Origin of the sequence: Brevundimonas sp. LM2 (assembly GCF_002002865.1) — a bacterium.
Classification (GTDB): Bacteria; Pseudomonadota; Alphaproteobacteria; order Caulobacterales; family Caulobacteraceae; genus Brevundimonas.
Genome location: NZ_CP019508.1, coordinates 1,522,669 through 1,546,601 on the forward strand (window position 1 = coordinate 1,522,669; position 23,933 = coordinate 1,546,601).

The window sequence follows — 23,933 nt, forward strand, 5'->3', positions numbered from 1 at the left end:
CGTCGGCCCGTCATGTCCCAGACCAGGGGTGCGCTATCCTGGACGGACGTCTGCAGCTGCCGAGTGGCGATGCGGGATAGGGGCTAGCTGCCGCCACCCGGTACCGACTGCCCCGTGGAACTGCTGGCGATCGCGCCGGCCTCGACCGGTCGGGGTCCGACTTTCACCACCGTCGTGTTGGTCGTGGCGTCATAGGCGAAGGTCAGGTGATCCGAGCTTATCGCCTGGCCCAGCACGGAAGACGCGCGTTCATAGTAGCTCTGCTCGAACTGGGCTGCCTCCAGCGCGCCGCTCAAGGCTCGGAGGCGTCCGATATGGTCCTTGAGATCGGTCGGTGCGCCGGCGGTGTCGAGCGCCAGCGCCCGTTCGGACAAGGGCGCAATCGGACCGACGGCTCCTTGTGTTGGAAGGCCCGGAATATCCAACGCCATCAGGGAACGGTTCATGCCGGCGAAGGCGACCTGGGTCTTCAGTGCATTGAGCCCGTTCTGCGCATTCTCGCCCGTGATCGCGAAGTCCACCGCCCGTAAGGGACTGCTGACCAGAGCGGTCAAGGTCTGGATCGGCGTACTCCGCATCTGCTGATCCTTGGCCACGAGCGCGTTGTCGAGCGTCAGCAGATCCCAAGCGTAATCCCGGCCCAGCCGCGCCCGCCGATCCGTCGCTATTCGGGCCACAACGATGATCGTGTTTCGGCGGGCCGCCAAGGCGTTACAGGCGTCGTTGATCCGCCTGACTTCACCCAGGAGGACGCCCTCCGGATCATAGACGACCGGAGCCTTCGCCGCCTGTCGCGCCCCAGCGATCTCCGACATGAGAGAGGAATAAAGCGCGCAACTCAGGCCCTCAGGCGGCTTTTTCAAGATGTCGAGGGTTTCGAACATACGCTCATAGCGACGCGTGATCAGTTGAACGGCCAGCGCCCCGCCGTGAAACAGCTCGCGGGTCGGCTCATAGACGTTGAACTGCGAGATGATGCTGGGCGTGAAGGCGGCGACCGCCCACGCCTCGCGGGTCTGTTGCGTGATGTTGCCCTGGAAGGCACCGGCCGCCCCGATCAGCGTGATCAGCGATCCCCCATCCAGGAAGGTCTGCTGACGTTGAGCGCGTCGCTCGTAGTAGCGCATCAGCTCTTCGGCCTGGGTCCTGTAGGTCCGGTAGTCTGAATCAGGCGTCGGCTCAGCCGGTGCGGTGAGAAGGGAGAGGCGCATGGCGTTGATCGCGCACTCGCGTGCCCTGAGGTCCCCCTCCAAGAAGCGACCATACGCGCCGGCTGCGGCAGGGCAGCTGGCCGCAGCATGACGTTCGAAACTTCCGCCCGGCTCGGCGGACGCCGAGCTTGGGTTGAACAAAACGCCGGCCAAAGCGAGCGTAAGCAAGCGTTTCAACATCATCGTCCCCTGTTTAGAGATCGACGATATATGAACCTAAGGTTGCTCGCAATGTGTCGTGATCGGGCGCTACGAGCCCGAGGTGGATGCCGCCCTCAGTCGATTGCCCGGCACTGGGTGTCGGCGCGGCCGTCGGCGGTCCAGGTGGCCAGAATGCCCTTGCCGCGCAGCTCGGTGGCTCCGGCGCGGTACCAGATGCCGTCGGCGGCGCGCTCCTGGAACAGGTCGGCGGCTTCGCCGTGCGAGTTGCGGACCGTGGCCATGGCGCGCGGATTGTCGAAATCGACCGTCAGACGTTCGCCGTTGTCACACAGATAGACGGTGCGGATGACGCGGTTCAGGGCCCGGTCCTGCAACTCCGCCCCCGTCCGCCGACGCGCCGTCTGAGCCTCGACCGCGCGCTGCTGGACCGCGTCCGCGCTGTCCGGAGCCTCGCGGGTTTCGCCGCAACCCCCGAGCAGGGTCAGACCGCCGAGGACGAGCGGAACGAGAACGATCTTCATGGCAACTCCGGGCGACGGCGACGTCAGGCTTGACTGTAACGGGCTCAGGCGTCGCGCGTTCCGGCGCGTCGGGCTCGGAAGAAGGCGCGCAGCCTTTCCCCACACGCCTCGGCCAGGACGCCACCCTCCGCGAGCGGCCGGGAGTGCAGGGTCGGCTGGTCGAACAGGCGCGGCCCGTGGATCACGGCGCCGCCCTTGGGATCGTCGGCCCCCCAGACCACACGGCCGATTCGGGCATGGCTGATCGCGCCCGCGCACATGGCGCAGGGCTCCAAGGTGACATAGAGGGTCAGGCCGGTCAGACGATAATTGCCAAGGGCCACGGCGGCCCGGCGGATGGCCACGATCTCGGCGTGGGCGGTCGGATCGTGCCCGGAAATCGGGGCGTTGGCCCCCGTCGCGACCACCTGTCCGGTGGTCTCGTCGACGATCACGGCCCCCACGGGGACCTCGCCGGCGTCCGCCGCCGCTTGCGCAAGGTCCAGTGCCATGCGCATGAACCGCTCATCATGGCCCGCCATCCCGACGACAACGACAAGAAGCCCCGCCCCAGTCAAGCCCCGAGGGCGCACAAGCCCGGGGACCGCCCCAAAAGCGGCTCCGCGCGACCGGGCTCGGCCTCCGCCGCCCTGTTCCAGTCCAGCACCAAGAGTTCCGAGGAAGGCCGGGGCTCGGGCGGCCGGGGCTCGGGCAGCGGCCGCGCCTATCCGGCCGACAAGGGCGCGCGCCCCGAACCCAAGGCCAAGCCGCCCCGCGCGGGCGGCAAGCCCGGTGCGAGGGATGCGAAGGCCGCAGCCCTCGCCGAACCGAAGCGCAGCGAGCGGATCGCCAAGGCCATGGCCCGGGCCGGCATCGCCTCGCGTCGAGAGGTCGAGCGGCTGATCGGCCTGGGCAAGGTGGCGGTCAACGGCCGCATCCTGGACACGCCGGCGACCCTGGTGACCCGCGACGACGTCATCACGGTCGACGGCAAGGCGATCGCGGCGGCCCAGGCCACGCGCGTCTGGCGTTACAACAAGCCGGTCGGCCTGCTGACCTCGCACAACGATCCGCAGGGGCGCCCCACCGTGTTCGACGCCCTGCCTAGCGGCCTGCCGCGGGTCATCTCGGTCGGGCGTCTGGACATCAATACCGAAGGCCTGCTGCTGCTGACCAACGACGGCGAGCTGAGCCGGGCGCTGGAGCTGCCCGAGACGGCGCTGGTGCGTCAGTACCGGGCCCGCGCGCGCGGGCGGGTGACGCAGGCGGACCTCGACAAGCTCAAGGACGGGGTCACGGTCGACGGCGTCCGCTACGGGCCGGTCGAGGCGACCATCGACAAGGCGACGACCAAGGAGGACGGCAGCCAGGCCGCCAACCTGTGGATCAGCGTCCAGATCGCCGAGGGCAAGAACCGCGAGGTCCGCAAGGTGCTGGAATCGGTCGGCCTGACCGTCAACCGGCTGATCCGCCTGGCCTATGGGCCGTTCCAGCTGGGCACCCTGGCCGTCGGCTCGGTCGAGGAGGTCGGTCCCCGGGTGATCCGCGAACTGCTGGGCGACCATATCCGCCCGGACAACCTGCCTGAGGGCAACACCGTCGCGACCCCGGCCCCCATCCCCGGCCGCCGGACAGGGGCACCCAAGGTCACGGGGTCTTCGGGCTCGGCCATGTCGGACCCGTCGCGCAAGCCCAGCCGCGTCCGCGCCGCCGGGGTCGCCCAGGTCGAAGGCGCCGAACGCGCCAACCGTCCGCCCAAGAAGGCCGGCTGGGCCAAGGCGGCCCCGCCGAACCCGCGCGGCCCCTCGACCAAGAAGGCGTGGACGCCCCGCGAAGGCGCGGCCGACGCCGAACGGCCGGCGCGGGTGTTCAAGCCACGCGAGGACAAGATGATCGGGCCGAAGTCGGCCACCTGGGCCCGCGACGGGGACAGGGCCGGCAAGGCCGGGCCCAAGCGCGAGTTCAAGCCGCGTGACGGGGCGAGCGGGCCTCGCGCCGCCGGCCCGCGCGCCGGGGGCAAGCCCGGTGGGTCACGCGGCCCCTCGCGGGGATAGGTCCGGAAAGCGGCGCGCACCGGCCAGCCGCTCGGTGATGGCCACGATCACCACGGCCACGATCAATTCGGGCACGAGCGCGGTCCAGGCCGAGTCCTGGCCGACCTCCATCTCGGACAGGGGTTCCCAGAACAGGGTGATGATCAGGTTGTTGGCCAGGTGCGCCCCGATCGCGAACTCCAGTCCGCCGAGCCGCAGGGCCGCCCAGCTCCAGACCGCCCCTGACAGAGCGCGCGAGACGAAGGCGACGGGGTCCGGATCCCCGTGCAGGGCGGAAAACAGCACGCCATTGACGAGGCACAGGATCAGGGGATGCCGGGTCGCCTGGCCGGAGAGGCGCAGCAGCACGCCGCGACAGGCCACCTCTTCGGCCGCGGCCGCGGTGAGCAGGCCCACGGTCGCCCCGATCACGAAGGCCAGCCGCGTCCAGTCGGCATAGAGCGGATCGAACAGCGGCGGCGACCACGGCTCGCCCGACATCATGTAGGACGGAATCTGCATCACGCCGAGACAGGCCATGGCAAGGAAGCCGATCCCGAAATCACGACGGTTGAACGGCCGCCCGGGCCAAAGAAAATCGGTAGGCCGCAGGCGGTAGGTGATGGCCGCTGCGGAGAGGAGGGCCAGGGCCAGGAGGCCGAGGACCGAGCCGATCGCCAGCATGAACCAGGCCTCGTCGACCAGCCGCATGGGCGTGTCGGGCAGCGGTCCGGACCACCGCACCAAGGCCCCGAAATCCGGCACGATCAGGACGATGATGCCGAAGACCACGCTGGACACCAGCAGCAGCAGGATCGCGAGGCCGATGAAACTGGCCAGCCTGCGCCACGGGTGATTCACCGCGGGGCCGGTGATCATCGGTGAGCGTCGCGCCGCCTGGAGGGCGAGGGAAACCGACCGCATGGGCGCAGGATCAAGCGACATGACCCACCGTTGCATTGACCCGGTATTCCGGTCCAGAGGCAGGCCATGAGGATCGTATCTGGAAGACTGAAGGGCCGGGCCATCGTCGCGCCGGAAGGGCAGGGCACGCGGCCGACGTCGGACCGGGCGCGCCAGGCCGTGTTCAATGTGCTGGAGCACGCCGCCTGGGCCGAGCCCCTGGCCGGGATGCGGGTCATGGACCTGTTCGCCGGATCGGGTGCCCTGGGGTTCGAGGCGATGAGCCGGGGGGCGGCCTTCGCCCTGTTCGTCGAGACCGACGAGACGGCGCGGGGCGTGATCCGCGAGAACGCCGACGCCTATGGCCTGCTGGGCACGACCCGCGTGCACCGGCGCAGCGCCATCGATCTGGGGCCCCGCCCCGGATCGGATGGCGAGGCCTTCGACCTGGCCTTCGTTGACCCGCCCTACGGCAAGGGGCTGGGGGAGCAGGCCCTGGCCCGGCTGATCGAGGGGCGCTGGCTCAAGCCGGGAGCCCTGCTGGTGCTGGAGCGGGGCTCGGACGAGCCGGAGATCGAGACGCCGGGCTATGCGCGGCTGGACGCGCGGGACTATGGGGCGGCGCGGGTGCTGTTTCTGCGAGTGCTTCCCTAGCGCATCACGCCGTCGCGACCGGACGAGGGTTGGGATCGGTCAGCCGCCCCGCCAGGCCCGCCGCCGCCGCCGTGACCTCGGCCCAGGTGACGTCGAAGCCGGCCGCGTCGCCGAACCAGGGGTCGGTGACGGCCTGACCCTCGCGGCCCGGGACGTGGTCGAGCAGGAGGCTGAGCGCGGCGGTGGCGTCGGCGGGGGCTATTCGGCGCAGGTTCGACAGGTTGTCGTGGTCGAGGGCGACGATGTGGGTGAAGCGGCGGAAGTCCGCCGGCGTCACCTGCCGGGTCTGGTAGGCGGAGATGTCGAGGCCGTGGCGGGCGGCGACGGCCTGGGCGCGGGGGTCGGGCGGCTCGCCGACATGCCAGTCGCCGGTGCCGGCGGACTCGATGGTGAGGTCGAGGCGCAGACGCTCCGCCTCGGCGCGCAAGGCGGCTTCGGCGAGGGGCGAGCGACAGATGTTGCCGAGGCAGACGAAGAGGACGGAGTTCATAACGTAAGTGTAGAGCGAATTCTGACTTCGACGCAGGTGCGAATGGTCGGAGCCCGCCGTCGGGGCGAAAATCGAGCCTTCACCGCAAAGCGCGCCGCGCTGACCGCTCTGCTCAAGGACACTCCGTCTAGCAAGTCAAACCACCCCCTGGGCCACCATGGCATCGGCCACCTTGCGGAAGCCGGCGATATTGGCCCCTCGGACGTAGTCGACATGGCCGTTCCGATCTTCACCGTCGGCGACGCAGCGGTCATGAATTTCGACCATGATGTCCTCCAGTTGCGAGGTGAGGCGCGCTTCGTCCCATGACAGTCGGGCGGAATTCTGGGCCATCTCCAGACCGGACACGGCGACCCCGCCTGCGTTGGCGGCCTTCGCCGGCCCGAAGCCGATCTTGGCCTTTCGAAAGGCGGCCACGGCATCGGGCGTACAGGGCATGTTCGCCCCCTCGATGACATAGCGGACGCCCCCTTGCAGCAGCTTCTTGGCGTCATCGCCGTCGAGCTCGTTCTGGGTGGCGCACGGCAGGGCGATATCGCATTCGACACCCCAGGGCGTCCGTCCCTTGTGGAATTCGAGGGTCTTTGATCCCTCGGCGACGGCGGAAAGCGGGCCGCGCCGCTCGAGCTTCTGCGTCATGACCCGCTCGAGCAGTTCTGGGTCGAACCCGTCCGGGGCGTGCAGCAAACCCTCGCTGTCGGACAGGGTCACGACCTTCGCGCCTTCCTCGACGGCCTTCTGCGCGGCGTGAAGCGCAACGTTGCCGGCTCCTGAAATCGACACGGTCTTGTCCTTCAGTCCGTCGTCCGCGCGCTCGAGCACAGCCTTGAGAAAGAAGACGGTGCCCCACCCGGTCGCCTCCGACCGGACTTCGCTGCCCCCGTATGACAGGCCCTTGCCGGTCAGCGCACCCTCGAACCGGTTCGCCAGTCGCTTGTATTGCCCAAACAGATAGCCGATCTCGCGCGCGCCCACGCCCATGTCGCCCGCCGGGACGTCTTCATTCGGGCCGATGTAGCGATGCAGTTCGGTCATGAAGCTCTGGCAGAACCGCATGACCTCGGCGTCCGACTTGCCGCGCGGGGCGAAGGTCGCGCCCCCCTTGGCTCCACCGAGCGGCAGGCCCGTCAAACTGTTCTTGAAGGTCTGCTCAAAGGCCAGAAATTTCAGCACCCCTTCCGTCAGGTTCGGGGAGAACCGAAGTCCGCCCTTGTACGGGCCGATCGCGTTCGAATGCTGGACACGCCAACCCCGTTCGACCCGCGGCCGGCCCCGATCGTCCTGCCACACGACCCGAAAACTGACGATCCGATCGGGTTCGACGATCCGCCTCAGAATTTCGTTGTCACGATAGGCCTTGGTGTCCTCGACCAGGGGCCAGACCTCGGTCACCACGTCATCGACCGCCTGAAGGAACTCCGGTTGCCCGGGGTAGCGATCGACGAGTTCCGCAAGGAAGCTTTTCAGGTCGCTGGACGATCGACGAGGCATGATGAGACTCTGCTGAAGACGGCGAGATGAAGACGCAAGAAAACTAGGCGCGCGAGGCCAGGAACTCGTGACGATGGTCGCGGACGAAGTCGGTGAAGCTGCGTGGGGGAACGCCGGTCAGGCGCTCGATCTCAGCCGTCGGATCGATGTCGTGATGCTGGGCGACCATGTTGGAGAACTGCACAATCAGGCCGTTCGCCATCCAGCGTGAATTGCCGGTCACGCGAAGGATGGCGCGATAGATGGGGGTCGGCAGATCGACATAGCGGACCTTGCGCTGGATCACCCCGGACAGGCGCTCTGCGGCCTCCCGCATGTCCAGTGTCTCGGGACCGGTGAGGAAATAGCTCGCGCCGGCGTGACCGTCCTCGCTGAGAACGGTGGCGGCGACGCGCGCGATATCGCGCGTATCGATCAGGGAGACCGACCCCTTGCCGGCCACGTGCGGCAGGAAGCCCCTGGCGATCGGCTCCTTATACCAAAGGAAGTTCTGCATGTAGCCAGTGGGTTTCAGGATCGTCCATTCGACCCCCGATGCACGCAGGTGGTGATCGATTAGGGCGTGCGATTTCGCCCATGGGATCAACGAACGCACGTTGGCGTCGGACGCGGACAGTTTGACGATCCGACGGATTCCAACGGACCTGGCCGCATCGATCGCGGACGTCTCCTGCTCGACCTGTTTGGGGTTCGGCGCGGTGAGGAGAAACAGCGTTTCGATGCCTCGCATCGCAGGGGCCAAGGTTTCCGGGCGATCGAAGTCGCCGACGACGGCTTCGAATCCCTTGTCTTTCAGTTTGGCGACCTGCTCCGGCTTGCGGACCATCGCCCTGAATGGGGTGCCGGCCTCATGGAGCAGCCTGCAAATTTCGCCGCCGATGCCGCCGGTCGCGCCTGTAACGAGGATCATGATGGGTCTTCCTGATCGGAGTTGGAGTGGGGAGAGTTGGAATGGAGGGGCCGGTCGAGCAGCTCGGAGATCACGGCGTTCATCTCCTCGAGGGTCTTGATGGCGTCTCGAATACGCTCAGCCCCGACCCTGTCCGCGATGGCCTGATCAAACGGGGCGACGGCCTGCTCCGCGCCCGTCACGGCCGCCGTTCCGGTCGGGGTGAGGACGACGAGCTTCGCGCGTTGGTGATGGGGATTGGCCTTGAAGGCGACGAGCCCATGCTCAGCCAGGAGATCGAGGATCCTCTGCACCGCCTGCCGGGTCAGGCCCATGTTGCGGGCGATCGAGGCGGCAGGGAGCGGCATAGGCGAGTAGCGCAGGGCGGCGAGCACCTGCCACCACGCACTCGTCAGACCCATTGGCGCAACGAGCTCGTTTCCCGCGCTGATCAAGCGACCGTTGGCGGCGAAGATCGCCAACGCGAGCGCTCGGACATCCGGTTTGTGAATGTGCATATGGCAATGCGCTTCCGTATCGACAACATGCTGTCAAACTATGGCGCGGGTTTTTGGTTCCGATTACGGCCGCTTTGGGTCCAGAGCGGTCCTTGGTAATCTCCTGAAAGCGGACATTGGTACGGCGAACGGAATGGCGCGTCTTCAGGCAGACCGCCCATGCCGCGCTCGGCTCACCAGCGAGCCATCCCGCCCCTCACCGCCGCCCGAACAGCTTTTCCAGATCGTTGAGCTTGAGCTCCACATAGGTCGGGCGGCCGTGGTTGCACTGGCCGGAGTGGGGCGTGACCTCCATCTGGCGGAGGAGGGCGTTCATTTCGGGTGCGGACAGGACGCGGCCGGCGCGGACGGAGCCGTGGCAGGCCATGGTGCCGCAGACCTCGCCCAGCCGCTCGGACAGGGCCAGGGCGGCGCCGTGCTCGGCCAGGTCGTCGGCGATGTCGCGGATCAGGCCCTGGACGTCGGTGTCGCCCAGCAGGGCGGGCGTCTCGCGGACCAGCACGGCTCCGCCGCCGAAGGGTTCGACGATCAGGCCCAGCTCCGCCAGCTCATCGGCGCGGGCCAGGACGCGGTCGGCCTCGGCGGGGTCCAGCTCGACCACCTCGGGGGTCAGCAGGGCCTGACGCGTGACGGACCCCTGGGCCATCTGGACCTTCATCCGCTCATAGACGAGGCGTTCGTGGGCGGCGTGCTGGTCGACGACGACCAGGCCGTCGCGAGTCTGGGCGACGATATAGGTGCCGTGCAGCTGGGCCCGGGCGGCGCCGAGGGGCTGGTCGATGGGGTCGGGCTGGAGGGGCGAGGGTCGGGGGTTGAGGGTCGAGGGATCGAACCCGCCCGGCTCGACGCGGGCCGAGCGTTCGGACAGGCCGGGGATCTCCTGGGCGGCGGCGGCGGGACCGTCCCAGCCGGTCCAGCCGCTGAAGCCGCCGGCGAAGCCCTGCGACGTCTGTGAGGTCGGACTGAAGGCCGCGCCGGTGTGGGCGGTGAAGCCCGCCAGCACATTGTCGGCCACGGTGGTCGAGGCGCGGTGGCCGGCGGCGTGCAGGGCGTGGCGCAGGGCCCCGACGATCAGGCCGCGCACCATCTGGGGGTCGCGGAACCGGACCTCGGCCTTGGCCGGGTGGACGTTGACGTCCACGAACAGGGGATCGATCTCGAGGAACAGCACCGCCGCCGGATGCCGGTCGCGGGCGAGGAAGTCGGCATAGGCCCCGCGCAGGGCCCCCTGCAGCAGCCGGTCGCGGACCGGGCGGCCGTTGACGAACAGATACTGGTGCCCGCCGTTGCCGCGCGAATAGGTGGGCAGGCCGGCGTAGCCCGACAGGCGGATGCCCTCGCGCGACTGGTCGATCAGCAGGGCATTGGCCTCGAAATCCCGGCCCAACAGGGCGGCGAGACGCTTCAGCCGGCCTTCGTCGCCGGGATGCTCGGCGGGCAGGCGTAGGGTGGTGCGGCCGTCGAGGTCGAGGGTGAAGGCGACCCCTTCATGGGCCATGGCCTGGCGCTTGATCTCCTCCGAAATGGCCATGGCCTCGGAGCGCTCGGACTTCATGAATTTGAGCCGGGCGGGGGTGGCATAGAACAGGTCGCGGACCTCGACCCGGGCGCCGTGCGGGCCCGGGAAGGCGGCGGGGGCGACGGGGCGGGTGTCGCCGCCCTCCACGGTGATCTGGTGGGCGTCGCCGCGGGGGCTGCGGCTGGTGATGGTCAGCCGGGCGACCGAGCCGATCGAGGGCAGGGCCTCGCCGCGGAATCCGAGGGTCGAGATGCGCAGCAGGTCGACGTCGCCGGCGTCGTCGGGCTCCAGCTTGGAGGTGGCATGGCGTTCGACGGCCAGGGCCAGCTGGTCCGGGGCCATGCCGTGGCCGTCGTCGGCGATCAGGATGCGCGACAGGCCCCCGCCGTCGGCCTGGACCTCGATCCGGGTCGCCCCCGCGTCGAGCGCGTTCTCGACCAGCTCCTTGATGGCGCTGGCCGGGCGTTCGACCACCTCGCCGGCGGCGATGCGGTTGACGGTCTCGGGGGGGAGGCGGCGGATGGGCATGGGATTCGGAAGGGTAGCGCGTTGCGTCGACAGGGTCTTGCGGAACCAGCCAGCTTTCGCGCTCGCTTATATCCAGTCAACAGTGACCGCAGCCACGGCTCCGGTCTCATGGCACCAGTGGTGCACGTCAAGAGAGCCGGGAATCAGGATCAGCAGGTCACCGGTCCCGTTCGAGGCGACGGCGAAGCCTTCCTTCGGAAAGTTCCGCCACGCTCGAGCCTGCTCGGTTTCTCGCACGATGTCATTGGCGGTGCGGGAAAGCCGCTTGCGGTCAGTGACATCCCGCACCGGAATGAGAGACCAGGAATCGTCGGCAATGGTGATGTCCCCGCCGTTCGACCGCGCGAGCCGGGCTCGCAGATCCGGCGGCAAACTGCGGCCGATGGAACGCTCGGCTTCGGCGATTGTCGCTTCCGTCGCTGGGAAAGCCATTCACCCGAAATAGCACAGGTTCGGCGCGGTGTCAGCGCAGCCGACGTCAAGTTCTGTACGGCGACAGCTCCTCGGTCATCGCCGCGATCTCCGCCTCCACGCCCGGTCGTTCCTGCTCGAGATAGCGCTCCACCGGTGCCCGCAGGGCCGGATCGGCGATCCAGTGGGCGGAGTGGACGGGGGAGGGGAGGTAGCCGCGGGCGATCTTGTGCTCGCCCTGGGCGCCCGCCTCGACGCGGGACAGGCCGTGGGCGATGGCGAATTCGATGGCCTGGTAGTAGCAGAGCTCGAAATGGAGGAAGGGGACCTCCTCCAGCGCGCCCCACTGGCGGCCGTACAGAGCGTCGCGGCCGATGAAGTTCAGGGCTCCGGCGATAGGAGTGTCGTCGCGGAAGGCCATGACCAGGGCGATGCGGTCGGCCATCGTCTCCCCGATCATGGAGAAGAAGGCGCGGGTCAGATAGGGCCGGCCCCATTTGCGCTCGCCGGTGTCCTGGTAGAATTCGAAGAAGGCGTCCCAGTGGGCCTCGGTGAGGTCGGAGCCGGTCAGGACGCGGATGTCGAGGCCGGCCTGGGCGTCGCGGCGTTCGCGGCGGATGGTCTTGCGGCGGTTGGAGGACAGGGCCGCCAGGAAGTCGTCGAAGGTCTGGTAGCCCTCGTTGCGCCAGATGAACTGCATGTCCTGGCGGCGCAGCATGCCGGCCTCGCCCATGGCGAACCATTCGGGCCGGGTCGGGAAGTTGACGTGCAGCGAGGAGACGCCCAGCCGCTCGGTCAGGGCCACGGCCCCCTGGATCAGGGCGGCCCGGACGACGCCTTCGCTTGTGTCCGGCGCATGCAGGAAGCGCGGGCCGGTGGCGGGGGTGAAGGGGACGGCCCCCAGCAGCTTGGGATAATACCGGCCGCCGGCGCGCTGATAGGCGTCGGCCCAGCTGTGGTCGAAGACGTATTCGCCCTGGCTGTGGCCTTTCAGATAGAGGGGCATGCAGCCCAGGACGGCGTCGTCCGGGCCCCGCAGGGTCAGGTGGCGCGGGCCCCAGCCCTGCGACGGGACCGCGCTGCCCGAGGCCTCGCAGGCGTGCAGGAAATCATAGCTGACGAAGGGATCGCCGGTCGGGGCGGCGCAGGCGTCCCAGGCCTCGCGGCCGATGTCCGCGAGGCTGTCGTGGACCTGGAGGGTGAAGTCGGGCTGGGGGTTCACCGCACCTCGACGATGGCGTCCACCTCGACGGCGAAGCCGAGGGGCAGCTGATAGACGCCGACGGCCGAGCGGGCGTGGCGGCCGGCGTCGTCGAACACCTCGACCATCAGGTCCGAACAGCCGTTGATGACGGCGGGAATGGCGGTGAAGCCCGGGCCGGCCTGGACGAAGCCGCCCAGTTTGACGATGCGCACGACGCGGTCGAGGTCGCCGTCGAGGGCGGCGTTGAGTTGGGCCAGCAGGTTGATGCCGCACAGCCGCGCTCCGGCGTTGGCCTGTTCCGGGGTGACGTCCTCGCCGACCGTGCCCTTGATCCCGCCCGAGGCGTCGTTCGACAGCTGGCCCGAGATGAAGACCAGATTGCCGGTGCGCACGAACGGCACGTAATTGGCCACGGCCGCCGCGGGCTGGGGCAGGGCGATGCCGAGTTCGGTCAGGCGGGCGGTGATGGACATGCGCGGCTCCAGATGGGGGTATGGGGCGGGTTTAGCGCGGGGCTGCGACACCTCGCCAGCCCTTAAAGGTTCGCCAACCGGCGTGTGGCATCGTGGCCCAATGGAAACGCTCTCTCCCGACCAGCATGCGGCGTTCAACGCCGTCCGGGCCCGACTGACCGCCGAAGAGCGGACGCGGGTCGATATCGCCTCGGTCGAGGCCGTGGGTCCGGCGGTGGCCGCCGCGTCGCACTGGAATTTCGACCTGCCCGCCCACGCCGCCGAAATTTCGCTAAAGGGTGGGGCGCTGGGCGCGGACGCGACCGACGCCATGCGCCGTGCCCTGGTGGCGACCTGGGCGCTGGAGCTGCCGGGGCGGGCGAGGGCGGCGGCCCTGCCGGGCGAGGTGATGGAGCTCTATCCCTACTGGCTGGACCGGCTGGCCGAGTTCCTGGCGGCGTCCGCCGAGACGGACGCGGCCTATGACGCCGATCACTGGGCCAAGGACGTGCGCATGGCCCTGGGGCTCAGCGTGCCCGGGGCCCTGACCCAGACCATCGACCTGTCCTCGCCCATGGGGCCGGGGCAGGTGGTGCGGAACGGGCGCGACGGCCACGGCTGGTCGCCGCTGATGGCCTATATCCGGGCCCAGGGCTGGAAGCGGCCCTGGCTGGAGGTCCATACCGAGAGCCGCCAGCTGGCCGATTTCAACGAAGCCGGCTGGGACCGGGCCTGGGCCACGGCGGCGGCGATCTGCAAGACGCGGCCGGAACTGGCCGGCATGATCGGTTCGAGCTGGTTCTACGATCCGCCGCTGGAGACGATCAGCCCTCGCCTGGCCTATCTGCGGCTGAACCCGCTGAAGGGCGGGGCCTTCATCGTCCATCAGGGCCCGGCGCCGATTCATTCGGAGCGGGCGAGCGCCTCGTCGCCGACGCGTAAGGCGCTGATCGAAAGTGGGGAGTACACGCCCAGCTCCTGGCTGGTGGCTTGGCCGCGGGCGACGCTGATCCCGTGGGCGGAACAGCGGAAAGCGGCGATGGAGATGGCGGAGGCGGCTTAACGTCCCTTCTCCCCTTGCGGGAGAAGGTGGCCGAGCGAAGCGAGGTCGGATGAGGGGTGACGCCCGGTGCCGGCCGGTTGCCGTCTGCTCCAATCACCTTGTCTGCGTCTTCGTACCCCTCATCCGCCCCTTCGGGGCACCTTCTCCCGCAAGGGGAGAAGGATCACTGTGTCCGCGCCCAGGCCTGGCCGACCGGCACGATCTCCAGCCCCGCCGCCTTGGCCAGCCGGATGACCTGGTCCAGGTCGTCGGGGGTGCAGCCGTAGGGCGTGGGCCCGTCCATCACGTCGTGGCCGTAGGCGATCAGCCAGCCCTTCCGCTCGGCCGTCTCGGCCATCAGCGCCTCCAGGTCGTAGGCGGGCAACCGGCGGCTTTCCAGCCCAATGGCCTGCAGGTTGGCGCGGTCGGCCGATCCGGCGTTGACCCCGTCGCGGATCCCCCGGCCCAGGGCGAACCGGTCGGCGACGACCGCCTTGGTCGCCCGCGCCACGTCGCCGAACGGCCAGGCGAAGGTCTGCATCCGGTGGCCGTCCAGCCGCTCGGCCACCCAGGCGGCGTTGCGGTCGAGGTCGGCGGCATAGGCGGCCGGTGACAGGCGCAGCGCATTGGCGTGGCTGTGCGTGTGGCAGCCGACCTCGTGTCCGGCGGCGAACAGGGCCTGCAGGTGGGCCGTGGTGAACTGGGGCAGGTCCAGGTTGGTGCCGCTCTCCAGCCCGCCGCAGACATAATATGTGGCGGTGACGCCATGCTCGGCCAGGATCGGCCCCGCCTCGGTCCAGGCCGTCGCGGGGATGTCGTCGAACGACAGGCTGAAGACACCGCGCTCGGGTCGGATCGGCGCGGCGTGAACATCCAGCCAGCGGCCGGCGCGGCGACGCATCTTGTCGAGAAGGGCGGACATGCAGCCAGTCTGCCCGATGGTCCCTTAAGGGCGTTTCAACGCCCGTCCCGCCACCACGGCCCCGGCCCCGAACTTCTCGCGCAGGGCGTCGATGGTTGTCTCGGTCTTCAGGGTGCGGGCCTCGCCCCGGTCGAACAGCGCGGGGGGCATGTCCTCGGCGTCCTGGATGTCGGCCAGCCCGATGCCGATCAGCCGATAGGGGCGGCCCAGTTCGGGCTTCAGCAGGTCGCGGCCGATGGCGAACAGGGCGCGCGCCGTCTGCACCGGATCGGGCAGGGTGGTGCGGCGAGTGACGATCTTGAAGTCGGTCCGCCGCAGCTTCAGCACCACGACCCGGCTGGCGACGCCGTCGCGCCGGGCCTTGGAGGCGACCTTCTCGCACAGCGGCCAGAGCTCGGCCTCCAGATCCTCCACGGTCGTCAGGTCGGTGTTGAAGGTGTTTTCCGCGCTCATGCCGCGCCGGTCGTGCTCGGGGTTCACCGATCGGGCGTCGCGGGCGTGGGCGAGGTCATGAAGCCGCAGACCGGTTTCGCCGTAGCGTTTTACGAGGGCCCGGACATCGGCGGCGGCCAGGTCCCCCACCGTGGCGAAGCCGTCGCTGACCAGGGTCTTGCCGAAGACCGGGCCGACCCCGGGCAGGATGCGCACCGACTTGGGGGCCAGCAGGGCCTGGGCGTTCGCGGCCCCGATCACCGAGAAACCGCGCGGCTTGTCCAGTTCGGACGCGATCTTGGCCAGGAAGCGGTTGGGGGCCAGGCCGATGGAGACGGTCAAGCCGGTCTCCGCCTCGATCCGCTGCTGCAGCCGGACCAGTTGCAGCGCCGGTGGGCCGCCGTTCAGCCGGTCGGTGCCCGACAGGTCGATCCAGGCCTCGTCCAGCGACAGGGTCTGCACCAGGGGCGTCAGTTCGCCGACCATGCCGAAGATGCGCTGCGACTCGAAGACGTATTTGGTGAAGTCCGGCCGGATCACGACGGCGTCCGGACACGCCTTCAGCGCCTTGAACATCGGCATGGCCGAGCCGACGCCCGACTGGCGCGCGATGTAGCAGGCGGTGGAGACCACGCCCCGTACGCCACCGCCGATGATCACCGGCCGGTCGCGCAGCTCGGGCCGGTCGCGCTTCTCCACCGAGGCATAGAAGGCGTCGCAGTCCAGGTGGGCGATGGACAGGCTGGACAGTTCGGGGTCCATCCGGACGCGCGGCGAGCCGCAGGCCGGGCAGCGCGTCACGGCGTCCGCCCCGGTCCACAGGCATTCTCGACAAAGGGCGGTTATGGCCACGCTTGGGTTTCCGGCTTCACGCCAACTTAAGACTGCGTCGGCACAATCGAAACCGAAGAAGGCGAAAAGCCTCCGTGCGCCCTGGGCGCGTCAGTCGAGGCGATCAGACCAGGTGATGATGTCCAAGAAAGTCCTCATCGTCGAGGATAACGAGCTGAACATGAAGCTCTTTCATGATCTGCTCGATTCCCAGGGCTATCAGACGTTTCAGACTCGCGAGGGCCTGCAGGCGATGGCCCTGGCGCGTCTGCACATGCCCGACCTGATCCTGATGGACATCCAGCTGCCCGAAATCAGTGGTCTGGAGGTCACCAAATGGCTGAAGGACGACGAGGAACTGGCCCACATCCCCATCATCGCCGTGACAGCCTTCGCCATGAAGGGCGATGAGGAGCGAATCCGGCAAGGCGGGTGCGAGGCCTATATCTCCAAGCCCATCTCGGTGATGCCGTTCCTCGAGATCGTGCGCAAGCACCTCGGTCAGCCTGTCCTGGTGGGGTAGCTTATGACGGCGCGTATCCTGGTGGTGGACGACGTCGAGGCCAACGTCCGCCTGCTCGAGGCCAAGCTGACGCTGGAATACTATGACGTTCTGACCTGTCAGGACGGAGCCACGGCCATCCGGCTGGCGGCATCGGAAAAGCCCGACATCATCCTGCTGGACGTGATGATGCCCGGCATGGACGGGTTCGAGACCTGTCGCCGGATCAAGGCCGACCCGGCCAGCAGTCATATCCCCATCGTGCTGGTGACCGCCCTGGACGGCCGCGAGGACCGCATCAAGGGGCTGGAGGCCGGGGCCGATGACTTCGTCACCAAGCCGCTGGACGACGTCATCCTGTTCGCCCGCGTGCGCTCCCTGACCCGGCTGAAGCTGGTCATGGACGAGCTGCGCGAGCGCGAGGAGAGCGGCAAGCGGCTGGGGGTCACCACCGACGGGGCCGGGCGGCTGCGCGGGTCCGGCGGGCGCGTGCTGATCGTCGACGACAACGAACGCCAGGCGGAGCGGATCGCCGAGGAACTGATGCGCGAGCATCGGCCGGTGATGGAGCGCGACGCCGCCGCCGGCCTGATCGCCTCCAAGACTCCGATCGATCTGATGATCGTCAATGCGGCGGCGACCACATTCGATGGCCTGCGCCTGATCGCCCAGGTCCGATCGGCCGAGCCCACCCGGCATCTGCCCATCCTGGCGGTGGTCGACCCCGCCGACCGGCCGAGACTGGTGAAGGCCCTGGAACTGGGGGTCAACGACATCCTGATGAAGCCGGTCGACGCCGAGGAACTGTCCGCCCGGGCGCGGACCCAGATCCGGCGCAAGCGCTATACCGACTTCCTCAAGGAAAAGCTGGACTACAGCCTGGAAATGGCGGTCACCGACTCCCTGACCGGGCTGCACAACCGTCGCTACATGGCCGGCCAGCTGCAGGCCTTCGTCGGGCGCGCGGCGCTGGGGGGCGAGCCGGTCTCCGTGCTGGTGATGGACATAGACCACTTCAAGGCGGTCAACGACGGCTTCGGTCATGACGCCGGGGACGAGGTGCTGCGCGAGTTCGCCGTGCGCCTGGCGACCAATGTCCGGGCCGTGGACCTGCCCTGCCGCCTGGGGGGCGAGGAGTTCGTCGTGGTCATGCCCGGCACCGGGATGGAGGACGCCCGCCGCATCGCCGAGCGCATCCGGCGCGACGTCGGTTCGACGCCGTTCCGGGTCATGGGCGGCAAGGAGCACCTGACCGTGACCATCTCCATCGGCGTGGCGACGACGACGCGGGCCAGCGATACGCCCGAGGCCCTGATGAAGCGCGCCGACGAAGGCGTCTACGAGGCCAAGGCCACCGGACGCGACCGGGTCATCGCCCGCGCCGCCTAGAGCCGACAGCAAAACGCCCGGCTGTTTCCAGCCGGGCGTTCAGTTCGTTCTGGGCTCAAGCCGCGCGACGGCGCGTTAGCCCACCAAGCCTGCTACTTGATCTTGCCTTCCTTGAACTCGACGTGCTTGCGCACGACGGGATCGTATTTCTTGACGACCATCTTTTCCGTCATGGTGCGGGCGTTCTTCTTGGTGACGTAGAAGAAGCCGGTGTCGGCGGTCGAGTTCAGGCGGATCTTGATTGAGGCGGGCTTGGCCATCGGAAATTACCTTTGCGACGGCGGGGAAGCCGTGAAAATAAGAGGCGCGGAACATACTCAGCGCGCCTTGGAAGTCAACGCGCTTTCTGAGCCTCTTGACCCCTGGGGCTCGCGAGCGTAAACGCGCCGGACTTTCGAGGCAGGCCTTTCTCCTGGCCGACCCTGATCGTGACAATTGAACGGACGGGCTGTGCCCGCCGGAACGCCCAAAGCGCGCGTTCCGGTTTTTTCGTTTGGTTGGACGCGATCCGGTCTCGAACGATCCCGGGCGTCTTCGTCGGAGGCGTTCAAAAGAAGGAAACCGAGGCGCCCCGGCCGACAGGCACACGCCTCCATCAGAAGTCGAGACCGTCCCTACGATGCCTACGATCAACCAGCTGATCCGCAAGCCCCGCAAGCCCAAGCCCGTGCGTAACAAGGTGCCGGCCCTGGAAGGCTCGCCCCAGCGCCGCGGCGTCTGCACCCGCGTCTACACCACGACCCCCAAGAAGCCGAACTCGGCGCTTCGTAAGGTCGCCAAGGTCCGCCTGGCCAAGTCCGGCTACGAAGCCGTGTGCTACATCCCCGGCGAGGGCCACAATCTTCAGGAGCACTCGGTGGTCCTGATCCGCGGCGGCCGCGTGAAGGATCTTCCCGGCGTGCGCTACCACATCCTGCGCGGCGTGCTCGACACGCAAGGCGTCAAGGACCGCAAGCAGCGCCGTTCGCACTACGGCACCAAGCGTCCGAAGTAAGCGAACCCTCCCCAGATTCAGCCGGCTCCGCCTGGCTTCCCAAGAACGATTTAGAAGGCCCACCTCATGTCACGTCGTCACCGCGCCCAGAAACGCGAAGTCCTGCCGGATCCCAAATACAAGGATCTGATCGTCACCAAGTTCATGAACTACGTCATGTACGAGGGCAAAAAGGCCGTGGCCGAGAACATCGTCTATGGCGCGTTCGAGATCCTGGCCGACAAGAAGAAGGACTTCGAGCCGGTCCAGACCTTCCACACCGCCCTGGAAAACGTCCAGCCGTCGGTCGAGGTCCGGTCGCGTCGCGTCGGCGGCGCCACCTATCAGGTCCCGGTCGAGGTTCGCCCCGACCGTCGTCGTGCCCTGGCCATCCGCTGGCTGGTCAACGCCGCCCGCAAGCGCGGCGAGAACACCATGACGGAAAAGCTCGCCGCCGAGCTGCTGGACGCCTCGAACAACCGCGGAACCGCGGTCAAGAAGCGCGAAGACACCCACAAGATGGCCGAAGCCAACCGCGCCTTCAGCCACTACCGTTGGTAGGCGCCTTCAAAGCGTCTCACCGCGACACTATCTAGGCCTATCCGGCGCGGGCGGTTTCAGTTAAATCGCCCGCGTTCGCTTATCCGAACACCGACATCTCCCGAGGGCGCGGCTCCAGCGCCCTGAAAAAATTTCAAGGCACGCTTTATGGCCCGCACGCACGCGCTCCAGGACTATCGCAACTTCGGCATCATGGCCCACATCGACGCGGGCAAGACGACGACGACCGAGCGGATCCTGTACTACACCGGCAAGAACCATAAGATCGGCGAAGTCCACGACGGCGCCGCGACCATGGACTGGATGGACCAGGAGCAGGAGCGGGGGATCACGATCACCTCGGCCGCCACGACCGCCTTCTGGCAGGGCAAGCGCCTGAACATCATCGACACCCCCGGCCACGTGGACTTCACCATCGAGGTCGAACGCTCGCTGCGCGTGCTCGACGGCGCCGTCGCCGTGCTGGACGGCAACGCCGGCGTGGAGCCCCAGACTGAGACCGTCTGGCGCCAGGCCGACAAGTACAACGTTCCGCGGATCGTGTTCGTCAACAAGATGGACAAGATCGGCGCCGACTTCGACGCCTCGGTGCAGTCGATGCGCGACCGTCTGGGCGCCAAGGCTGTGCCGATCCAGTTCCCGATCGGTTCGGAAAACAGCCTGTCGGGCCTGGTCGACCTGGTCACCATGACCTCGGTGATCTGGGACAACGACGCCCTGGGCGCCAACTTCACCGTCGGCGAGATCCCGGCCGATCTGATGGACAAGGCCGTCGAGGCCCGCCAGTACCTGATCGACAACTCGGTCGAGCTCGATGACGAGGCGATGGAAGCCTATCTCGAAGGCACCGAGCCCTCGACCGAAGTGCTGAAGAAATGCATCCGCAAGGCCGTGCTGACCGGCGCCTTCTATCCGATCCTGTGCGGCTCGGCGTTCAAGAACAAGGGCGTGCAGACGCTGCTGGACGCCGTCGTCGACTATCTGCCGTCGCCGCTGGACATCCCGCCGACGCCGGGCATCGATTTCAAGACGGAAGAGCCGATCGTCCGCAAGGCGTCGGACGACGAGCCCCTGTCGATCCTGGCCTTCAAGATCATGGACGACCCCTTCGTCGGCTCGCTGACCTTCTGCCGCCTGTATTCGGGCAAGATGGAAACCGGCCAGAACCTGCTGAACTCGTCGCGCGACAAGCGCGAGCGCGTCGGCCGGATGCTGCAGATGCACTCGAACAACCGCGAGGACGTCAAGGAAGCCTATGCCGGCGACATCGTCGCCCTGGCCGGCCTGAAGGACACCCGCACCGGGGACACCCTGTGCGATCCGCTGAAGTCGCCGGTCATCCTCGAGAAGATGGAGTTCCCGGCACCGGTGATCGAGATCTCGGTCGAGCCCAAGACCAAGGCCGACCAGGAGAAGCTGGGCGTCGCCCTGGCCAAGCTGGCCTCGGAGGATCCCTCCTTCACCGTCTCGACCGACCACGAGTCGGGCCAGACCATCCTGAAGGGGATGGGCGAGCTTCACCTCGACATCAAGATCGACATACTGAAGCGCACCTACAAGGTCGAGGCCACCATCGGCGCGCCGCAGGTCGCCTATCGTGAATCGCTCGGTCGCAAGGTCGACATCGACTACACGCACAAGAAGCAGACCGGTGGTACGGGCCAGTTCGCCCGCGTCATGCTGACCTTCGAACCCGGCGAGCCGGGCTCGGGCTTCGTGTTCGAGAACTCGATCGTCGGCGGCGCGATCCCCAAGGAATACATCCCCGGCGTCGAAAAGGGCCTGAACTCCATCAAGGATTCCGGTCTGCTGGCGGGCTTCCCGCTGATCGACTTCAAGGCGACCCTGACGGACGGCAAGTTCCACGACGTCGACTCCAGCGTGCTGGCGTTCGAAATCGCGGCTCGCGCCGCCTTCCGCGAACTGAAGGAGAAGGGCGCGCCCAAGCTGCTCGAGCCGATCATGGCGGTCGAGGTCGTGACTCCCGAGGACTACCTCGGTTCGGTCATCGGCGACCTGAACGGCCGCCGCGGCATGATCCAGGGTCAGGACATGCGCGGCAACGCCACCGTCGTGAACGCCTTCGTGCCGCTGGCCAACATGTTCGGCTATGTGAACACGCTCCGCGGCATGTCGCAGGGCCGCGCGGCCTTCACCATGCAATACGACCACTACGAGCCGGTGCCGCAGCACGTCGCCGACGAAGTGATCAAGAAATATTCCGCCTAAACCCCACATCCCGGGCGGACTTTGGTCCGTCCGGACACCCCCTGACACCCTAGGATATGCCCCCTCACCTCAGGGGACGGAGAGAAGAGAATGGCCAAGGAAAAGTTCGAACGTAACAAGCCGCATTGCAACATCGGCACGATCGGTCACGTGGACCACGGCAAGACGACGTTGACGGCGGCGATCACGATGACGCTGGCCAAGGCCGGTGGGGCCAAGGCCATGGCCTATGCCGACATCGACGCCGCGCCGGAAGAAAAGGCCCGCGGCATCACGATCAACACCGCCCACGTGGAATATGAGACGGCCAACCGTCACTATGCCCACGTCGACTGCCCCGGCCACGCCGACTATGTGAAGAACATGATCACCGGCGCCGCCCAGATGGACGGCGCGATCCTGGTCGTGTCGGCCGCCGACGGTCCCATGCCCCAGACCCGCGAGCACATCCTGCTGGCCCGTCAGGTCGGCGTGCCCGCCCTGGTCGTGTTCATGAACAAGGTCGACCTGGTCGACGACAAGGAGCTGCTGGAGCTCGTCGAGATGGAAGTGCGCGAGCTGCTTTCGTCCTACCAGTTCCCGGGCGACGACATTCCGATCACCATGGGTTCGGCCAAGGCCGCGACCGACGGCGTGAACCCGGAAATCGGCGAGAACATGGTTCTGGCCCTGATGGAAACCGTCGACGCCTACATCCCGCAGCCGGAGCGTCCGGTCGACCTGCCGTTCCTGATGCCGGTCGAGGACGTGTTCTCGATCTCGGGCCGCGGCACCGTGGTCACGGGCCGGGTCGAGCGCGGCATCGTCAAGGTCGGTGAGGAAGTCGAGATCGTCGGCATCCGTCCGGTCCAGAAGACGACCTGCACCGGCGTGGAAATGTTCCGCAAACTGCTGGACCAGGGCCAGGCGGGCGACAACGTCGGCGTGCTGCTGCGCGGCACCAAGCGCGAGGACGTCGAGCGCGGCCAAGTGCTGTGCAAGCCGGGCTCCATCACCCCGCACACCAAGTTCCTGGCGGAAGCGTACATCCTGACCAAGGAAGAGGGCGGCCGTCACACCCCGTTCTTCACCAACTACCGCCCGCAGTTCTACTTCCGCACCACGGACGTGACCGGCATCGTGCACCTTAAGGAAGGTGTCGAGATGATCATGCCCGGCGACAACGCCGAGCTGAACGTCGAGCTGATCACCCCGATCGCCATGGAAGAGAAGCTCCGCTTCGCCATCCGTGAAGGCGGCCGCACCGTCGGAGCCGGCGTCGTGGCCAAGATCATCGCCTAAGGCGATGGCGCGCTAACGCGAGGCTCGCGGAGCCTCGCTGCTTGAGCGCGGACTGAGTTGGAAGAGGCCCCCCGGTGCGAACCGGGGGGCCTTTTTCTTTGCGCCGGGGCCGCTAACAATGGCGGGTGGAGGCGCCGCCCATGATCCTGATCGGCCAGTACGACTCCCCCTATGTCCGGCGCGTCGGCATCGCCTTGACGCTGTACGGCTTCGCTTTCGAGCATCGGCCGTGGTCGACGTTCGGCGAGGCGGACCAGATCGCGCGGTTCAATCCGCTCAGCCGCGTTCCGACCCTGGTGCTGGAGGACGGCTCGGTGGTGGTCGAGAGCGCCTATGTGCTGGACTGGCTGGACGAGCGCGTGCGGGACGAGGGCCGAGAGGCCCTGATCCCGCGCTCGGGTCCGGCGCGGCGGCAGGCGCTTTACGACACCGGCCTGGCCATGGGTCTGTCCGACAAGGTTGTGGCCCTGTTCTACGAGTCGGTCCTGCATGAGGCGACGTCGGCCATCTGGCTGGAGCGCTGCCGGACCCAGGTGCGGCGGTCGCTGGAGGTGCTGGAGGCCCGCCGTTCCCCGATCACCGGCGCCTGGCTGTCAGGGACCCTGTCCCATGCCGACATCGCCCTGGGCTGTGCCGTGCTGCATGCCCGGGCGGCCCTGACGACGGCGATGCTGCCGGGACTGGCGTGGGAGACCTGGCCGGGCCTGATCGCCCATGCCGGGCGTTGCCAGGACCTGCCGGTGTTCCAGGCCGTCCACCAGCCCTTCACCGGGCCGTCCGGGCGGTAGGGCAGGGAACGGGGCCCT

General features: G+C 67.9%; 25 protein-coding genes. 10 read left to right on the forward strand and 15 right to left on the reverse strand.

The genetic code is table 11. The annotated features are described in order from the left end of the window. Positions 1-83: 83 nt before the first annotated feature. From BZG35_RS07445 to tadA, 3 genes are all read right to left on the reverse strand, one after another. Positions 84-1,391 carry a hypothetical protein gene (locus BZG35_RS07445; protein WP_150125966.1) on the reverse strand — a complete coding sequence of 436 codons (1,308 nt, stop codon included), beginning with the start codon at positions 1,389-1,391 and terminating at the stop codon, positions 84-86. 95 nt (positions 1,392-1,486) lie between these two features. Beyond that, positions 1,487-1,894: an MliC family protein gene (locus tag BZG35_RS07450; protein WP_077355066.1), complete on the reverse strand. Its 408-nt coding sequence runs from the start codon at positions 1,892-1,894 to the stop codon at positions 1,487-1,489. A 44-nt stretch (positions 1,895-1,938) separates the two neighbouring features. Then, positions 1,939-2,391, reverse strand: a complete 453-nt coding sequence (gene tadA, locus BZG35_RS07455; protein WP_077357945.1) for a tRNA adenosine(34) deaminase TadA — start codon at positions 2,389-2,391, stop codon at positions 1,939-1,941. 12 nt (positions 2,392-2,403) lie between these two features. Here tadA and BZG35_RS07460 point away from each other — a divergent pair, with 12 nt between their 5' ends. After that, positions 2,404-3,927 (forward strand): pseudouridine synthase, encoded by a 1,524-nt coding sequence (locus BZG35_RS07460; protein ID WP_077355067.1) that lies wholly within the window; start codon positions 2,404-2,406, stop codon positions 3,925-3,927. Here BZG35_RS07460 and BZG35_RS07465 read toward each other — a convergent pair. After that, complete coding sequence (locus tag BZG35_RS07465) at positions 3,904-4,830, reverse strand: CPBP family intramembrane glutamic endopeptidase (protein ID WP_171981902.1); 927 nt, start codon at positions 4,828-4,830, stop codon at positions 3,904-3,906. The genes BZG35_RS07460 and BZG35_RS07465 overlap by 24 nt on opposite strands. Before the next feature lie 66 nt (positions 4,831-4,896). Between BZG35_RS07465 and rsmD the strand changes: the two genes are divergently transcribed. Then, complete coding sequence (gene rsmD / locus BZG35_RS07470; RefSeq protein WP_077355069.1) at positions 4,897-5,463, forward strand: 16S rRNA (guanine(966)-N(2))-methyltransferase RsmD; 567 nt, start codon at positions 4,897-4,899, stop codon at positions 5,461-5,463. Positions 5,464-5,467: 4 nt separating this feature from the next. On the opposite strand, the gene BZG35_RS07475 is transcribed toward rsmD, so the two are convergent. From BZG35_RS07475 to BZG35_RS07510, 8 genes are all read right to left on the reverse strand, one after another. After that, complete coding sequence (locus BZG35_RS07475) at positions 5,468-5,953, reverse strand: low molecular weight protein-tyrosine-phosphatase (RefSeq protein ID WP_077355070.1); 486 nt, start codon at positions 5,951-5,953, stop codon at positions 5,468-5,470. A gap of 135 nt (positions 5,954-6,088) precedes the next feature. Further along, positions 6,089-7,444 (reverse strand): NADP-specific glutamate dehydrogenase, encoded by a 1,356-nt coding sequence (gene gdhA / locus BZG35_RS07480; RefSeq protein WP_077355071.1) that lies wholly within the window; start codon positions 7,442-7,444, stop codon positions 6,089-6,091. 43 nt (positions 7,445-7,487) lie between these two features. Further along, entirely contained in the window at positions 7,488-8,354 is an 867-nt protein-coding gene (locus BZG35_RS07485) for an SDR family oxidoreductase (RefSeq protein WP_077355072.1), read from the reverse strand. After that, entirely contained in the window at positions 8,351-8,851 is a 501-nt protein-coding gene (locus BZG35_RS07490; protein ID WP_077355073.1) for a MarR family winged helix-turn-helix transcriptional regulator, read from the reverse strand. The genes BZG35_RS07485 and BZG35_RS07490 overlap by 4 nt, the downstream gene beginning before the upstream one ends. A 196-nt stretch (positions 8,852-9,047) precedes the next feature. After that, on the reverse strand, positions 9,048-10,898 hold the full coding sequence (gene mutL, locus BZG35_RS07495; RefSeq protein ID WP_077355074.1) for a DNA mismatch repair endonuclease MutL: 1,851 nt from the start codon (positions 10,896-10,898) through the stop codon (positions 9,048-9,050). A gap of 66 nt (positions 10,899-10,964) precedes the next feature. Then, the gene (locus tag BZG35_RS07500; RefSeq protein WP_077355075.1) at positions 10,965-11,330 is read right to left on the reverse strand and encodes an SMI1/KNR4 family protein; all 366 of its coding nucleotides are present in this window, start codon (positions 11,328-11,330) and stop codon (positions 10,965-10,967) included. Between the two features lie 46 nt (positions 11,331-11,376). Beyond that, positions 11,377-12,531 (reverse strand): GNAT family N-acetyltransferase, encoded by a 1,155-nt coding sequence (locus BZG35_RS07505; RefSeq protein WP_077355076.1) that lies wholly within the window; start codon positions 12,529-12,531, stop codon positions 11,377-11,379. Then, entirely contained in the window at positions 12,528-12,986 is a 459-nt protein-coding gene (locus tag BZG35_RS07510; protein WP_077355077.1) for a RidA family protein, read from the reverse strand. The genes BZG35_RS07505 and BZG35_RS07510 overlap by 4 nt, the downstream gene beginning before the upstream one ends. Positions 12,987-13,086: 100 nt before the next feature. Here BZG35_RS07510 and BZG35_RS07515 point away from each other — a divergent pair, with 100 nt between their 5' ends. Continuing rightward, positions 13,087-14,028: a hypothetical protein gene (locus tag BZG35_RS07515; RefSeq protein WP_077355078.1), complete on the forward strand. Its 942-nt coding sequence runs from the start codon at positions 13,087-13,089 to the stop codon at positions 14,026-14,028. Between the two features lie 163 nt (positions 14,029-14,191). Here BZG35_RS07515 and BZG35_RS07520 read toward each other — a convergent pair whose 3' ends face one another. Both BZG35_RS07520 and BZG35_RS07525 read right to left on the reverse strand, forming a co-directional pair. Next, positions 14,192-14,929: a polysaccharide deacetylase family protein gene (locus tag BZG35_RS07520; protein ID WP_077355079.1), complete on the reverse strand. Its 738-nt coding sequence runs from the start codon at positions 14,927-14,929 to the stop codon at positions 14,192-14,194. Between the two features lie 24 nt (positions 14,930-14,953). Next, positions 14,954-16,213 (reverse strand): DNA polymerase IV, encoded by a 1,260-nt coding sequence (locus tag BZG35_RS07525; protein WP_077355080.1) that lies wholly within the window; start codon positions 16,211-16,213, stop codon positions 14,954-14,956. A gap of 118 nt (positions 16,214-16,331) precedes the next feature. On the opposite strand from BZG35_RS07525, the gene BZG35_RS07530 reads away from it, so the two are divergent. Continuing rightward, entirely contained in the window at positions 16,332-16,715 is a 384-nt protein-coding gene (locus BZG35_RS07530) for a response regulator (RefSeq protein WP_171982023.1), read from the forward strand. A gap of 3 nt (positions 16,716-16,718) precedes the next feature. Next, positions 16,719-18,083: a PleD family two-component system response regulator gene (locus BZG35_RS07535; protein ID WP_077355082.1), complete on the forward strand. Its 1,365-nt coding sequence runs from the start codon at positions 16,719-16,721 to the stop codon at positions 18,081-18,083. A gap of 92 nt (positions 18,084-18,175) precedes the next feature. Here BZG35_RS07535 and rpmG read toward each other — a convergent pair whose 3' ends face one another. Then, the gene (gene rpmG / locus BZG35_RS07540; protein ID WP_003164451.1) at positions 18,176-18,343 is read right to left on the reverse strand and encodes a 50S ribosomal protein L33; all 168 of its coding nucleotides are present in this window, start codon (positions 18,341-18,343) and stop codon (positions 18,176-18,178) included. A 359-nt stretch (positions 18,344-18,702) separates the two neighbouring features. Here rpmG and rpsL point away from each other — a divergent pair, with 359 nt between their 5' ends. From rpsL to BZG35_RS07565, 5 genes are all read left to right on the forward strand, one after another. After that, a complete protein-coding gene (rpsL, locus tag BZG35_RS07545) occupies positions 18,703-19,077 on the forward strand; it encodes a 30S ribosomal protein S12 (RefSeq protein ID WP_013269204.1) in 375 nt (124 codons plus the stop codon). 66 nt (positions 19,078-19,143) lie between these two features. Then, positions 19,144-19,617 carry a 30S ribosomal protein S7 gene (gene rpsG, locus BZG35_RS07550; protein WP_077355083.1) on the forward strand — a complete coding sequence of 158 codons (474 nt, stop codon included), beginning with the start codon at positions 19,144-19,146 and terminating at the stop codon, positions 19,615-19,617. A gap of 147 nt (positions 19,618-19,764) precedes the next feature. Then, positions 19,765-21,846 carry an elongation factor G gene (fusA, locus tag BZG35_RS07555; protein ID WP_077355084.1) on the forward strand — a complete coding sequence of 694 codons (2,082 nt, stop codon included), beginning with the start codon at positions 19,765-19,767 and terminating at the stop codon, positions 21,844-21,846. Positions 21,847-21,936: 90 nt separating this feature from the next. Next, positions 21,937-23,127: an elongation factor Tu gene (gene tuf / locus BZG35_RS07560; RefSeq protein WP_077355085.1), complete on the forward strand. Its 1,191-nt coding sequence runs from the start codon at positions 21,937-21,939 to the stop codon at positions 23,125-23,127. A 140-nt stretch (positions 23,128-23,267) separates the two neighbouring features. Continuing rightward, positions 23,268-23,915, forward strand: a complete 648-nt coding sequence (locus BZG35_RS07565) for a glutathione S-transferase family protein (protein WP_077355086.1) — start codon at positions 23,268-23,270, stop codon at positions 23,913-23,915. The last annotated feature ends 18 nt before the right edge of the window (positions 23,916-23,933 follow it).